Below are 14,320 nucleotides of genomic sequence, written 5' to 3' on the forward strand. Positions count from 1 at the left end.
TGCTCGCCATCCAATCATTCGAGTGTCATCCCCATCCCATCAATCCATCACATGTAATAGCAGGCTGCACGTGGCCTTGCGAGCGTTGATGGTGGGATGGTCCAGCAGGAAAGGCCGACCGCTAGAATCCCTTGCGAACCGCTCCTCCACAGGGACCACCCCCATTGATGACTGCCCGGATGCCACGATGCTGGCGCGTGACATGGCGCGCGGCCTCCCGCCTGGGAATACTGCTGATCGGCGCCTGGGGCGCGCTGGCGCTGTGGTTCCAGGCGCCCGGCCCGGTGCCGCGGCTGGTTCTTGGGGCGTGGTGCGCGCTCACTGTGCTGGCACTGGCAGCACCATGGCTGCCGCGCGGGCGCCGTGCTGCTCACCTGCTGGCGGCGGCCGGCCTGGCGCTGCTGCTGGCCTGGTGGACCACGCTGCAGCCTTCCCATGAGCGGGTATGGGCCGACGATGTCGCCCGCCTGCTTGAATCGGAAGTGGAGGGCAGCCGCGTGGTGCTGCGCAACGTGCGCAATTTCGACTGGCGTACGGAAACCGATTACAGCGCCCGCTGGGAAACCCGCGAATACAACCTGGACCAGCTGGCCACGGCCGATCTGATCCTGTCGTACTGGATGGGCCCGCATATCGCCCATACGCTGGTGTCGTTCGGATTCGACGATGGCCGCCAGCTGGTGTTCTCGCTGGAGATCCGCAAGGAGCAGCACGAAGCGTTCTCCGCCATCGGCGGGTTCTTCCGCCAGTTCGAGACCGTGCTGGTGGCCGCCGATGAGAACGACATCGTGCGCACCCGCACCAATGCCCGCGGCGAGGACGTGTACCTGTACCGGCTGGATGTCGAGCGCGACGCGCTGCACCGACTGTTCCTGGGCTATCTGGACGAGGCGGAATCCATCCGCCGCGCACCGCGCTTCTACAACACCCTGACCAGCAACTGCACCACCATCATCTACCAGCTGGCGCGCGGCATTGCCCCCGCGCTGCCACTGGACTACCGGCTGCTGCTGTCGGGCTATTTCGCCGAATACGTCCATGATGTCGGCGCACTGGTGCCTGGCCACGACTACGCCCAGCTGCAGGCCGCCGGCCGCATCAGCGACCGTGCCAGGGCCTTCACCGGCCCACCCGAAGACTTCCCCGAAGCCATCCGCGCCGGCGTGCCCGGCATCAAGGAACCCGCGCGCCCATGACCCTCCTGCAACGTGTGCTCGCCGCAAGCCTGCTTGTCTCCGCGCTGAGCAGCTGCGCGATCCTGCGCGAGTTCCAGCCGGCCGTGGCGCTGGAAGCGATGACGCCCGGCGAGTACATCGCCCTGCAGCGCGGTGACATCCTCACCAGTGGCCAGCTCAGTTCGTCCACCGCGCAGACGATCCGGGTGACCGGCCTGGACCAGAGCGACTGCACCGCCCCATCGGCCGGGTGCATCGACGCGATGTCCAACGCCACCGGCCTGGGTGACGAGCGCCAGCTGTCGACCCTGGCCGAGCTGTGGCTGCAGCACGCGATCTCACTGGAGGAGGGCGTTCCGGATACGCGCCTGCAGGCCTGGATGGAGGCCGTCCGCCACGCCTACGCCTACCTGTTTTTCACCGGTCGCGCGCCGGGCGAGCGGGCGTTCGAGGACCGCCAGACCCAGGTGCGCGACTGGTACAACTACGCCGTCCAGGAGGCTTCCACCCTGCTGTTCGAGGAAAACATGGTCCAGCAGGCGGCCGATGCGGATGCAGGCCTGTCGCATGACAGCGACATGCAGCGCGCCGGCTGGACGTTCCATCTTGACCTGACCAGCGTGCGCCTGCCGCAAAGTGACGGCCCGCCGCGGGAACTGCTGCCGGCAGCGTCGCTGGGCTTCACCGGCCTGCGCAGCATCTGGCGCCGCGACGGCTTCGGCGCCGAGCTGGTGGCGGTCATGGACAGCGCGTCGACGACGACTCCCGGACGCAGTCCGGATCCGCCCGCGTGGAGCGAAATGCCCTCGCCGGGCATCACCGTGCTGTTCCGCTTCGACAACGCGGACCTGGCCACGGTGCTGGCGGCAGACGAGGTGCGGGTTGAAGTGCACGATCCGTACGCCAGCGACAGCATCGTGGTGAACGGTCAGCGGGTACCGCTGGCGGCCAACTTCACTGCCGGCTACGGTTTGTGGCTGGCCCGCTCGGGCTTCAACCTGGAATCGCTGCGCACGCTGTTCGGCCGCGAGGACGGCATCAGCCGCCCGCACCTGTACCTGATGCAGCCCTACGATCCGGACCGGCGCATCATCCTGATGCTGCACGGCCTGGCCAGCAGCCCGGAGGCGTGGGTCAACCTGGCCAACGAGATCCAGGGCGACGAGGAGCTGCGGCAGAACTTCCAGATCTGGCAGATCTACTACCCCACCAACGTGCCCGTGGTGCTCAACCACGCCGCCATCCGCGGCCTGCTGGCCGACGCGCTGGAACATTTCGATCCGGGCCGCACCGCAGCCGCGTCGCAGGACGTCGTACTGATCGGCCACAGCATGGGCGGGCTGATTTCCCGGCTGCTGGTTTCCAGCGCCGACACCCAGCTGTGGGAATGGTTCCAGACCGGACGCGACATCGACCCGGCGCGCCTGGAGCGCATCCGGCCACGGCTCGATCCGATGCTCCGGTTCGAACCCTTCCCCGGCATCTCGCGCGCGGTCTTCATCGCCACGCCACACCGGGGCACCGACGTGGCCGGCAACACCTTGGGTCGCTGGATTTCACGCCTGGTACGCCTTCCGCTGACCCTGGTCGAAGAGCTGGGCGATGCCCTGCAGGTGTCGAGTGCCCACGCCGCCGACGGCTCCGCAGACGACCCAGGGCGCCTGTCCACCAGTATCGACAACCTCGATCGCAACGACCCGTTCGTACGCGCCGCCGCAGACCTGTCGATCTCCCCCACGCTGCCCTACCACTCGATCATCGCCCGCACCGATCCCACGGTGCCGCTGGAGCAGTCCGACGACGGCCTGGTGCCCTACCGCAGCGCGCACCTGCCGGAAGCGCTGTCGGAGGAAGTCATCACCTCCGGGCACAGCGTGCAGCAGACCGCGCTGGCGATCCTGGAAATCAGGCGCATCCTGCAGCTGGATCTGGACCAGCGGCAGCGCCGCTGAACCGGAAGCCCGGAAATAAGAATGCCCGGAGGGGAGGTCCGGGCATTCCGTGCAGACAGATGGGAGAGAGGACATCGGCGCTGCAGGTGCCATTCTCCGGACCCTGCGTTACAGCGTGATGTCGGTCCCGTTATGTTGTCGTCAGCCTTCCGCCTGCGGCGCCGCTGCGGTGCCACCGCTCTGGCGCTTGCGCAGCCAGTACATCGCGGTCAGCACCAGCAGCCACACCGGGATCAGCAGGGTCGCCGTGCGGATTCCCGGGGTGAACCACATCACCGCCAGGATCCCGGTCAGGAACACCAGGCACAGCACGTTGGTCACCGGCGCGCCGGGGCTGCGGAACGCCGGGGTGCGGCCCTCGGCCAGCATCCGGCGGCGGAACATCAGGTGGGTGATGGAAATCATCGCCCAGTTGATCACCAGCGCCGCCACCACCAGCAGCATCAGCATGCCGAACGCGCCTTCAGGCATGAAGAAGTTGATCAGCACCACCGCCGCGGTCGCCGCTGCCGACACCGCCAGCGCCGCCACCGGCACCCCGCGCCTGTTCACCCGCCCCAGCGCCTTGGGTGCGTTGCCCTGCAGGGCCAGGCCGTAGAGCATCCGGCTGTTGCAGTACACGCAGCTGTTGTAGACCGACAGCGCAGCGGTCAGCACCACCACGTTGAGCACCGTCGCCACCGCGGTCGCGTCCAGCGAATGGAAAATCATCACGAACGGGCTGCTGCCCTCTTCCACCAGATCCCACGGGTACAGCGCCAGCAGCACGCCCAGCGCGCCGATGTAGAAGATCAGGATGCGGTAGATGATCTGGTTGGTGGCCTTGGGGATGGTCTTGCCCGGGTTGTCGGCCTCGGCCGCGGTAATCCCCACCAACTCCAGCCCGCCGAAGGAGAACATGATCACCGCCATCGCCATCAGCAGCCCGCTCACCCCGTTGGGGAAGAATCCGCCCCGGTCCCACAGGTTGCTGATCGACGCTTCCGGCCCGCCGCTGCCGCTGGCCAGCAGCCACGCGCCAAAGCCGATCATGGCGACGATCGCCGCGACCTTGATGATCGACAGCCAGAATTCCATCTCCCCGAACAGGCGCACGTGCAGCAGGTTGATACCGTTGACGAACACGAAGAACGCCAGCGCAGATGCCCACACCGGGATCTCCGGCCACCAGTACTGCACGTAGATGCCGATCGCGGTCAGCTCGGCCATGCTTACCAGCACGTACAGCGCCCAGTAGTTCCAACCCGACAGGAAGCCGGCGAACTCGCTCCAGTAACGGTTGGCGAAGTGGCTGAACGAGCCGGCCACCGGCTCCTCGACCACCATCTCGCCCAGCTGGCGCATGATCAGGAAGGCGACGATGCCGGCCACCGCGTAGCCCAGCAGCATCGACGGCCCGGCCAGGCTGATCGCGGTCGAGGTGCCCAAAAACAGGCCGGTACCGATCGCGCCGCCCAGGGCGATGAGCTGGATGTGCCGGTTCTTCAGCCCGCGCGAGAGGGTGTTGTCTTCTGCTGCCTCGTTCATGCTGCCTGTGGCGTGCCCGGAAAGGATCGAAGGATACGCCAACGCGTGCGCCGGCACCCGGGCCCTTCCACCTATACTCGACCGCGGGTCGGTTCACAGGACGAGAGCTGGATGAGCATGCTGCGCAGGATCATTCGAGGCTTCGCTGCGGCTGCAACCGCAGCTGCCATTTTCCCCACATCCGTTTGCGCCGGGACGGCCGTGCCGGGACTTCAGTTCTCCCACCACGATTGGGAGCTGGCGTGCGACAACACCGGCACCTGCCGTGCGGTGGGGTATCCGAAAGATAGCGACGCATATGGCGCCGCGCTGCTGCTCACGCGCCCGGCAGGTCCGCAGGCCGCAGTAAGCGGCCGGCTGATGCCAAAACACTATGACCTGGAGGAAGTCCCGGCGCAGTTGCGGCTGACCATCGATGGCACCGATCTGGGCGAAGTGGTGGTGGGCCAACAGGACGACGCCGAACTCACCGGCGACCAGGTCCTGGCGCTGCTGCGTGCTCTGCTGCGGGACACCGAGATCGTCGCCATCGACGTGGCGCTGGGGCTCCGCATGCCGGTATCGGATGCCGGCGCGACGGCGGTGCTGCTGAAGATGGATGAGGTACAGGGACGGCTTGGCACGCCGGGCGCACTGGTGCGGCGCGGCGATCGCAATGAAGACGAAGTTCCGGCGGCACATCCGATCCCGATCGTGCGGATCCCGGCACTGCCGGCGCCGCGGCCCGGGGACGCGGCCGTGGGTGAGGATCCGGCCTTGCGCACTGCGCTGGCCCGCACCAGGGGTGAGCACTGCGACCGCATCAACGACGAGGAAGCCCTCGACACGCCGATCATGATCGAACGCCTGGACGACACCCACCTGCTGGCATCGGGCCTGTGCTGGCGCGCAGCGTACAACGAGGGTTACGGCTACTGGGTGGTCAGCGACAGCGCGCCCTACGCGGCGCAGCTGGTCACCGATTCGGGTAGCGATCACGCGGATGGCGTGGTCCATGCCAGCCACAAGGGGCGCGGCCTCGGGGACTGCTGGTCATCCGAGGCCTGGGCCTGGGACGGCAGCGGGTTCGTGGCCGTGGCCCAGTCAACCACCGGGATGTGTCGGCTCATGGCCCCCGGTGGTGCCTGGCGCCTGCCCACCCTGGTCACTGATCTGCATCCGGCCACGCCCTGACCAGGCAAATCCCGACCACCAGGCATCCCGCATGCTTTCGCGGGCAAACTCAATCCAGCGGAAGACGCCGCAGCACTCCGCGACTCAGGCCAGAAAATCCGCCAGTGCAGCGCTGAAGGCCTCGGCCGATTCGATGTTGACGATGTGCCGGCCGGGCAGCGACACATGCTGGCCGTCGGCCACGCCATCGGCGATCGCCTGCAGGTCGTCCGGGGTGCAGACCGGGTCGTCATCGCCGGAAATCGCCAGCACCGGCACGCCGATGCGGTTGATCTGCGCGCGCAGGTCGGCGCCAGCCAGCGCGGCGCAGCAGCCGGCGTAGCCCTCGGCGGAGACTGCGGCAAAGCGCGCCAGGATGTCTTCCACCACATCCGGGTTGGCGGCAATGAAGTCAGGGGTAAACCAGCGGTCGTCAGTCGCATCGAGCAGCGGCGCCAGGCCCTTGTCCTGCACCAGCGCAATGCGCTGGTTCCAGCTTTTGGCAGTGCCGATCTTCGCAGCGGTGGCGCACACCACCAGCCGTTCGATCCGCTCGGGCGCATGGATGCCGAGCCACTGGCCCACCAGTCCGCCGATCGACAGCCCGCAGAAGTGGGCGCGCTCGATCTCCAGCGCGTCCATCAGCGCCAGTACGTCGCCACCCAGATCGGCCAGCGTGTACGGACCCGTCGCGGCGGTGGACTGGCCGTGGCCGCGGCGGTCGTAACGCAGCACCCGGAAGCGCGTGGACAGCGCCTCGACCTGCGCGTCCCACATGTGCAGGTCCGTGCCCAGCGAGTTGCAGAACACCACCCACGGGCCGGCGTCGCCGTCCACGCGGTAATGCAGCTGGTGGGTGGAAAGCTCAAGCAATGCCATACGTCCTCCTCAGACCCGCTCGACCGCAAGCGCCAGGCCCATGCCCACGCCAACGCACAAGGTGGCCAGGCCCAGACGCCCGCCGCTCTTTTCCAGCTGGTGCACCAGGGTCAGCGCCAGGCGCGCGCCGCTCATGCCCAGCGGATGGCCGAGTGCGATCGCGCCGCCGTTGGGGTTCACCTGCGGCGCGTCGTCGGCCAGGCCCAGCCCGCGCAGCACCGCCAGCGACTGGCTGGCAAACGCCTCGTTGAGTTCGATGGCGTCGAAATCGTCGATGCCCAGGCCCAGCCGCGTCATCAGCTTCTGCGTGGCCGGCACCGGGCCCACGCCCATCACCCGCGGCGCCACGCCGGCCGAGGCCATGCCCAGGATCCGTGCGCGCGGCGTGAGGCCGAAGCGTTTCACCGCCTCCTCGCTGGCCACGATCAGCGCCGCGGCGCCGTCATTGATGCCCGAGGCATTGCCCGCGGTCACCGTGCCCTCGGCAAACAGCGGCTTCAATTTGGCCAGCGCGGCGGCGTCGGTGCCCGGACGCGGGTGTTCATCGGTATCCACTTCGATGGTTTCACCGCGACGTGCGCCCGGCACCGTCACCGGGATGATCTCTTCGGCATGGAAGCCGGACGCGCTGGCCGTGGCGGTGCGCTGCTGGCTGCGCAGGGCGAAGGCGTCCTGGTCGTCACGGCTGATGCCGTGGTCGCGGGCCACGTTCTCGCCGGTCTGCGGCATCGATTCGGTGCCATGCAGGGCATCCAGCGCGGGGTTCACGAAGCGCCAGCCCATGGTGGTGTCTTCCAGCTGCTGGCCGCGACCCCAGGCGCGATCGGCCTTGCCGACCACGAACGGCGCGCGGGTCATCGATTCCACACCGCCGGCGATCGCCAGGCCCATTTCGCCGGCATGGATGGCGCGGGCCGCCTGGCCCACCGCCTCCAGCCCGGAGGCGCACAGCCGGTTCAGGGTCACGCCCGGCACGGCGGCCGGCAGGCCCGCCAGCAGCAGGCTCATGCGGGCCACGTTGCGGTTGTCCTCGCCGGCCTGGTTGGCGCAGCCGTAGAACACCTCGTCGATCGCTTCCGGGTCCAGCCCGGGGTTGCGTGCCAGCAGCGCGCGCATCGGCAGCGCGCCCAGGTCGTCGGCGCGCACCGCCGAGAGGATGCCGCCGTAGCGGCCGATCGGCGTGCGCACGGCATCACAGATGAAAGCCTGGCTCATTGTTTGCGTCCTCCCATGGTCATGCCGCCATCTCCACATCCAGCCCGGTCAGCTGGCGCACCTCGTCCAGGGTGACGCCCGGCACCAGCTCGATCATGCGCGCGCCTTCCCGTCCAACCGAGAACACGCCCACATCGGTATACACCCGCGACACGCAGCCCAGGCCGGTGAGCGGATAGGTGCACTCGGCCACCAGCTTGCTCTCGCCCTTGCGGGTCAGCAGGTCCATCAGCACGAACACCTGCTTGGCGCCAATCGCCAGGTCCATCGCCCCGCCTACCGCCGGAATCGCGCCCGGGGCGCCGGTGCTCCAGTTGGCCAGGTCGCCGTACTGCGATACCTGGAAGGCGCCCAGCACGCAGATATCCAGGTGCCCGCCGCGCATCATCGCGAACGAATCGGCGTGGTGGAAATACGCCCCGCCGGTGAGCAGGGTCACCGGCTGCTTGCCGGCATTGATCAGGTCGGGATCCTCCCGCCCGGCTTCGGGCGCGGGGCCCATGCCCAGCAGGCCGTTCTCGCTCTGCAGGAACACTTCCTTGTCGGCGGGCAGGTAGTTGGCCACGCTGGTGGGCAGGCCGATGCCCAGGTTCACGTAGGCGCCCTCGGGAATATCCCGGGCCACCCGTTCGGCCATCTGTTCTCGGCTCAGTCGGCTCATGCCGCACCTCCTGTGGCCACCACCCGCTGCACGAAGATGCCGGGAGTGACGATGTGTTCGGGATCAAGCGCGCCCAGCTCCACCACTTCGGAGACCTGGGCGATCGTGCTGGCCGCGGCGGTGGCCATGATCGGCCCGAAGTTGCGCGCCGCCTTGCGGTACACCAGGTTGCCCCAGCGGTCACCGCGGTGGGCCTTGATCAGGGCGAAGTCGGCGCGGATCGGATACTCCAGCACGTACTGGCGCCCATCGATCTCGCGGGTTTCCTTGCCTTCGGCCAGCTCGGTGCCATAGCCGGTGGGGGTGAAGATGGCCCCCAGCCCGGCACCGGCCGCCTGGATGCGCGCCGCGAGGTTGCCCTGCGGCACCAGCTCCAGCTCGATCTCGCCGGCCTGGTAGGCCTTGTCGAAGTGCCAGGAGTCGGACTGGCGCGGGAACGAGCACACCACCTTCTTCACCCGCTTGTTGGCGATCAGCGCCGCCAGTCCGGTGTCGCCGTTGCCGGCGTTGTTGTTGATGATGGTCAGCCCGCTGGCGCCGTGGTCGATGAGCGCGTCGATGAGCTCGTCGGGCATGCCGGCGGTACCGAAGCCGCCGATCATCACCGTGGCGCCGTCGGGGATATCCGCCACCGCCGAGGCCAGGGTCCAGGTTGTCTTGTCGATCATGACTGTATTTCCCTCTGTCAGCGCGGATGGCCGGGCGTCAGCCCAGGTCGCCACCCGCCACCGGCAGCACGCTGCCGGTGATGTAGGACGCCTCGTCGGAGGCCAGGAACAGGATCGGCGCCACCTGTTCGGCAACGCTGGCATAGCGGCCGAAGAAGCTCGAGCCCTTCACCTGTTCCACCGTCTCGGCCATCCAGGCCTGTTCCGCGGCGCTGTCGCCTTCCGCGTTGCGCGGCACCCGCCGCGGGCCCACGTCGGTGCCGCCAGGCGCGGTGGCCACCACGCGGATGTTGCGCCCGGCCATTTCCATCGCCAGGGACTGGGTGATCGCATTCACCCCGCCCTTGGCCGCCGAGTACGGCACCCGGTGGATGCCGCGCGTGGCGTTGGAGGACACGTTGACGATGGTGCCGCCGCCGCGCGCGTCCAGGTGCCCGAGCACCGCATGGCAACAGTACAGCGTGGGCATCAGCGAGCGGCGGATCTCGGCGTCGATCTGGGCCGGCTCGAACCGGTCGAAGGGCCGCATGCGGATCGCCCCGCCCACGTTGTTGATCAGGATGTCGATGCCGCCGAAGGTGCGGGCGGCGAAGTCCATCGCCGCCGCGGCGCCGGCGTGGGTCTCCAGGTCGGCGACGAACGCGGCGCTCTCGCCCGCAGCCTCCGCCGCCACCTCGGAAACGAACTCCGCCCGATCCACGAACACCACCCGGCCGCCCTCGGCCGAGGCCCGCAGCGCCACCTCGCGGCCGATGCCCTGGGCCGCGCCGGTCACCACCATCACCTTGCCGTCAAAGCGCCTGCCGCTCATGCAGCCTCGGCCCGCGCCGCGGCGTTCGGGGTGAACTTCTCGTAGTGGAAGCTGGCCGGCGCCACGCCGGCTTCGTCGAAGTGTTTGCGCACCGCGTCCACCATCGGCGGCGGCCCGCACAGGTACACATCCACATTGCCGCCGTGCAGCACCTCGGCCGGCATGTGCTGGGTTACCCAGCCCTTGCGCGGATGCTGGCTGGCCTCCTCGGCCACCACGGTGGTGAAGCTGAAAGCGGGCAGCCGCGCGGCGAATGCTTCCAGCCGGTCCACCAGCACCAGGTCCGCATCGCGGGTGACGCCGTAGATCATGTGCACGGGCTGGGTGCAGCCGGCGCGCGCCAGGCTTTCCAGCATCGACAGGAACGGGGCCAGCCCGGTGCCGCCGGCCAGCAGCAGCAGCGGACGCTCCACCGCACGCAGGTAGAAGCTGCCCAGCGGACCGGTCAGTTCCAGCGCCTGGCCCACCTGGGCGCCCTTGAGCCATCCGCCCATCAGGCCGTCATCGATGCACTTGATCACGAAGCCGGCGCGCTGTTCGCCCGGCGCCGAGCTGAAGCTGTAGGAACGGGTCTGGCCGCTGCCCGGCACTTCGATGTTCACGTACTGCCCGGGCAGGAACGCCGCGGCCTCTTCGGCCACCTCCAGTTCCAGCACGAAGGCGGCATCGTTGTGCTGCTCGATGCCGGTCACGGTGGCGGTCGAGGTCACCAGCCCTGTCTTGCAGGCGCTGGAGGGCACCGGCACCGACACCACGCAGTCGCTGGACGGCAGCATCTGGCAGGTCAGCACCAGGCCGGTGGCCTTCTCGTCGTCGTCCAGGGCGTCATCGATGTAGTCATCACCCAGCTCGTAGCGGCCGCTCTCGGCCTGGCACTTGCAGGTGCCGCACACGCCGTCGGAGCAATCCATCGGCAGGTTGATCCGGTTGCGGTAGGCGGCATCCAGCACCGTCTCGCCTTCCATGCACTGGATGAAACGGGTCACACCGTCTTCGAAATTCAAAGCAACGCTGTAGCTCATCTGCCTTTCTCCCGGGGGCACCGTCACAGGTGGTAGATGTCCACCACCTGGCGGATGTAGTCGTTCTTGAGCACGATCTTCTTGGCGGCCACGCGCAACGCATCGCCGGTCCCGCGCAGGGTGACGAAGGCGGTGCCGAAGTACTGGTCGGTGATCCGGTAGCGGTGGCTGAGGGTGTGGAAGTTGTAGCGCACGTCCACCTCGCCATCGCGGCGCGCGAGCACCTCCACGTTGTGCACCGCGTGGCTGGTGCGCGGCTCCGGCGTGGACGCGCTGGAGCGCTCGGTCTTGATCCGGAACACGCGGTCTTCCAGCCCCGAGCGGTCGGGATAGTAGATCAGCGAGATCTCGGACTGCGGATCTTCGGTCAGCTGGTCGTCGTCGTCCCAGGCCGGCATCCAGTAGGTGGCGTCCTCGGCGTACAGGGCCAGCCAGTCATCCCACTGGCGGTCATCGAGCAGGCGCGCTTCGCGGTACAGGAACGCGCAGATCTGCTGGCAGTCGGGGTCCCCGGCGCTCATGCCGCTTGCTCCCGCTGCTGCCTGCGCTCAAGCGCCTTGCCCAGCTCGGCGGCCCAGTACGCGTGCTGGCACACGAACAGACCTTCATCCTCGCTGCGCTCGCCCGACAGCAGCGGCGCCAGACCCATGGCCTTGGCATTCTCATCCGGTCCCTGGATCCACAGCGGCGCGCCGCGGCTCATGTCGTTCCACATGGCCGAATCGGCGGCTGCGTAGCCGGCCTGGCAGGCGCGGAATTCCTCCAGGTCATCGGCGGTGCCCATACCCGAGACGTTGAAGAAATCCTCGTACTGGCGAATCCGCGTGGCACGGTCCTCGGCGCTCTCGCCCTTGGGCGCGAAGCAGAAGATGGTGACCTCGGTCTGGTCCACGCTGATCGGCCGCACCACCCGGATCTGGGTGGAGAACTGGTCCATCAGGAACAGGTTCGGGTACAGGCACAGGTTGCGGGTCTGGTTGACGATGAAGTCGGCCCGCTCCGCGCCCACCCGCCCGGCGATCTCCTCGCGCGCCTTGTACACCGGGCGCACTTCCGGATTCATGGTGCGGGTCCACAGCAGCATGTGGCCGTTCTCGAGGCCGTACACCCCGGCGGTACTCCTGCTCCAGCTGTTGGCGTCCACCGCCTGGGTGCCTTCCTCGTGACGCCGGCTCATGGTGGCCGCGTAATTCCAGTGCACGCTGCTGACGTGGTAGCCGTCGCAGCCGTTCTCCATTTGCAGCTTCCAGTTGCCGTCGTAGATGTAGGAGGAATTGCCGCGCAGCACCTCCAGCCCCTCGGGCGACTGGTCAACAATCTGGTCGATGATCACCCGGCTCTCGCCCAGGTATTCCTCCAGCGGCGCCACGTCGGGATTGAGGCTGCCGAACAGGAAGCCGCGGTAGTTCTGGAACCGGGGCACGCGGCGCAGGTCGTGCGAGCCTTCCTTGTTGAACTGCGGCGGGTACTGGGTGGTCTTGGCGTCCTTCACCTTCAGCAGCTTGCCGCTGTTGGAGAAGCTCCAGCCGTGGAACGGACAGGTGAAGGTGCCCTTGTTGCCATGCTTGCGCCGGCACAGCAGCGCGCCCTTGTGGGCGCAGGCATTGATCACCGCATGCAGCTCGCCGGTCTTGTCGCGGGTCACGATCACCGGCTGGCGGCCGATATGGGTGGTGTAGTAGTCGTTGTTCTCGGGGATCTGGCTCTCGTGGGCCAGGTACACCCAGTTGCCCTCGAAGATGGCTTCCATCTCCAGTTCGAACAGATCCGGGTTGGTGAAGATGTCGCGGCGGCAACGGAACACGCCCGCCTGCGCATCGTCCTGGACGGCGGTGGCAAGCAGCTGGCCAAGGCTTCGTGCCTGGTCGGTCACGACGGACATTGACGCTCTCCTGGGTATTCAATCAGCGCCCGCGCTGCGGCACGGGCGGCAGGGTCGATGCACGACGCCGGTCGTGCGGGTGCGGGCGGCGCCAGCCGGCGCCGCCACGGCAGTCCCGTTCCGCTCAGGCGGAGGCGCGCACGCGCGCTTCGTTGATCTGGTTGTCCACGCCGTCGACCAGCGCGGTCAGGTGGAAATCGAAGTTGATCTCGCCGAACGGGCCGTCCATGTCGCGGGCCTTGATGGCGTCCTCTTCGGTGCGCTCCACCACGTCGCACACCAGCCCGTCGCGGGTGGCATGGGCGAAGTCGTCGTTCACCAGCGGGTCGTGGGCCAGGTTGATCTGGGTGGTCAGCTTGCGGTGACCCTCGGCGCTGAGGAAGAAGTGGATGTGCGCCGGACGCTCGCCGTGGCGGCCCAGGGCGGTGAGCAGTTTCTCGGTCGGGCTGCCCGGAGGCACGCCGTAGCCGCTGGGCACGATGCTGCGGAACGCATAGCGGCCCTGGTCATCGGCAATGATCGTGCGACGCATGTTGAACGGCGCCTGCTCGCCGGTCGGGTCGAAATGCGAATAGAAACCGCGGGTGTCGCAGTGCCACACCTCCACGCTGGCGCCGGGCAGCGGCTTGCCTTCGGCGTCGTAGACGGTGCCGCTCATGTACATCGGGTGGCCATTCTTGTCGCTGCCGTCGTCCAGGCGGGCGAAACCCTGTTCCACCGGCGCGCCGGCCACGTACAGCGGGCCCTCGATGGTGCGCGGGGTCCTGTTTTCCACACCCAGCTGCGCGTCCTTGGCGTCCAGGCGCAGGTCGATGAAGTGGTCCAGGCCCAGGCCCGGGGAGATCAGGCCGGCCTGGCCGGCAGTGCCCAGCTCGTTGAGCCAGGCAATCCCGGTCCAGTACTCGTCGGGGGTGATGTCCAGGTCGTCGATGGCCTTGAACAGGTCGCTCATCAGCCGGTGGATGATCTGCTTGGTGCGCGGATCACCTTCCTTCTGGTCCAGTCCGGCGATGTTGCTGAGGAAATCCTTGATTTCCGGCTGGTCAAAAATCTTCACGGTCATTGGGTTTACCCTCCTCAGAGTCAACGGTCGTCGTCGCGGATGGACGACGGATGGCGGCACAGCGGAATGACCTCGATGTGCATGTAGGGAAACAGCGGCAGCCCGGTCAGCAGCGCGTGCAGCTCTTCGTTGCTCTCCACGTCGAAGATGCTGTAGTTCGCGTACTCGCCCACCACGCGCCAGATGTGGCGCCACTTGCCACTGCGCTGCAGCTCCTGCGAGTACTGCTTCTCGCGGGCCTTGATGTCTTCGATCACGTCGGCCGGGATGTCGGCCGGGATATCAACGTCCATCCGTACTTGGAACAGCATGG

14 protein-coding genes are annotated in these 14,320 nt (G+C 67.8%); 3 read left to right on the plus strand and 11 right to left on the minus strand.

Translation table 11 applies throughout. The features are described from left to right. The first annotated feature begins 221 nt into the window (after positions 1-221). A complete protein-coding gene (locus WCE59_RS02520) occupies positions 222-1,196 on the plus strand; it encodes an Lnb N-terminal periplasmic domain-containing protein (protein ID WP_449284092.1) in 975 nt (324 codons plus the stop codon). After that, the gene (locus WCE59_RS02525; protein ID WP_343257137.1) at positions 1,193-3,127 is read left to right on the plus strand and encodes an esterase/lipase family protein; all 1,935 of its coding nucleotides are present in this window, start codon (positions 1,193-1,195) and stop codon (positions 3,125-3,127) included. Before WCE59_RS02520 ends, WCE59_RS02525 begins: the two co-directional genes overlap by 4 nt. 141 nt (positions 3,128-3,268) lie before the next feature. Here the strand turns inward: WCE59_RS02525 and WCE59_RS02530 are convergent, their stop codons facing one another. Then, a complete protein-coding gene (locus WCE59_RS02530; protein ID WP_343257138.1) occupies positions 3,269-4,654 on the minus strand; it encodes an amino acid permease in 1,386 nt (461 codons plus the stop codon). A 201-nt stretch (positions 4,655-4,855) separates the two neighbouring features. On the opposite strand from WCE59_RS02530, the gene WCE59_RS02535 reads away from it, so the two are divergent. Then, positions 4,856-5,827: a DUF1176 domain-containing protein gene (locus WCE59_RS02535; RefSeq protein ID WP_343257139.1), complete on the plus strand. Its 972-nt coding sequence runs from the start codon at positions 4,856-4,858 to the stop codon at positions 5,825-5,827. A gap of 84 nt (positions 5,828-5,911) precedes the next feature. Here the strand turns inward: WCE59_RS02535 and pcaD are convergent, their stop codons facing one another. The 10 genes from pcaD to catC all read right to left on the minus strand — a co-directional run bounded on the left by pcaD (position 5,912) and on the right by catC (position 14,318). Next, positions 5,912-6,685 carry a 3-oxoadipate enol-lactonase gene (pcaD, locus tag WCE59_RS02540; protein WP_343257140.1) on the minus strand — a complete coding sequence of 258 codons (774 nt, stop codon included), beginning with the start codon at positions 6,683-6,685 and terminating at the stop codon, positions 5,912-5,914. Between the two features lie 9 nt (positions 6,686-6,694). Further along, positions 6,695-7,900, minus strand: coding sequence for a 3-oxoadipyl-CoA thiolase (pcaF, locus tag WCE59_RS02545; RefSeq protein WP_343257141.1), 1,206 nt, complete (start codon positions 7,898-7,900; stop codon positions 6,695-6,697). Positions 7,901-7,919: 19 nt separating this feature from the next. After that, positions 7,920-8,561: a 3-oxoacid CoA-transferase subunit B gene (locus WCE59_RS02550; protein WP_343257142.1), complete on the minus strand. Its 642-nt coding sequence runs from the start codon at positions 8,559-8,561 to the stop codon at positions 7,920-7,922. After that, complete coding sequence (locus WCE59_RS02555; RefSeq protein ID WP_343257143.1) at positions 8,558-9,229, minus strand: 3-oxoacid CoA-transferase subunit A; 672 nt, start codon at positions 9,227-9,229, stop codon at positions 8,558-8,560. Before WCE59_RS02555 ends, WCE59_RS02550 begins: the two co-directional genes overlap by 4 nt. A 37-nt stretch (positions 9,230-9,266) precedes the next feature. Beyond that, on the minus strand, positions 9,267-10,040 hold the full coding sequence (gene benD, locus WCE59_RS02560) for a benzoate diol dehydrogenase BenD (protein WP_343257144.1): 774 nt from the start codon (positions 10,038-10,040) through the stop codon (positions 9,267-9,269). Next, on the minus strand, positions 10,037-11,062 hold the full coding sequence (benC, locus tag WCE59_RS02565; protein WP_343257145.1) for a benzoate 1,2-dioxygenase electron transfer component BenC: 1,026 nt from the start codon (positions 11,060-11,062) through the stop codon (positions 10,037-10,039). Before benC ends, benD begins: the two co-directional genes overlap by 4 nt. Positions 11,063-11,085: 23 nt before the next feature. Further along, positions 11,086-11,583 carry a benzoate 1,2-dioxygenase small subunit gene (benB, locus tag WCE59_RS02570; protein WP_343257146.1) on the minus strand — a complete coding sequence of 166 codons (498 nt, stop codon included), beginning with the start codon at positions 11,581-11,583 and terminating at the stop codon, positions 11,086-11,088. Continuing rightward, positions 11,580-12,944 carry a Rieske 2Fe-2S domain-containing protein gene (locus WCE59_RS02575; protein WP_343257147.1) on the minus strand — a complete coding sequence of 455 codons (1,365 nt, stop codon included), beginning with the start codon at positions 12,942-12,944 and terminating at the stop codon, positions 11,580-11,582. Before WCE59_RS02575 ends, benB begins: the two co-directional genes overlap by 4 nt. A gap of 124 nt (positions 12,945-13,068) precedes the next feature. Beyond that, on the minus strand, positions 13,069-14,007 hold the full coding sequence (gene catA, locus WCE59_RS02580) for a catechol 1,2-dioxygenase (RefSeq protein ID WP_343257148.1): 939 nt from the start codon (positions 14,005-14,007) through the stop codon (positions 13,069-13,071). Positions 14,008-14,027: 20 nt separating this feature from the next. Next, positions 14,028-14,318 carry a muconolactone Delta-isomerase gene (gene catC, locus WCE59_RS02585; protein ID WP_343257149.1) on the minus strand — a complete coding sequence of 97 codons (291 nt, stop codon included), beginning with the start codon at positions 14,316-14,318 and terminating at the stop codon, positions 14,028-14,030. Positions 14,319-14,320: the final 2 nt, after the last annotated feature.

This window comes from Luteimonas qiangzhengi (genome assembly GCF_039548515.1).
Classification (GTDB): Bacteria; Pseudomonadota; Gammaproteobacteria; order Xanthomonadales; family Xanthomonadaceae; genus Luteimonas.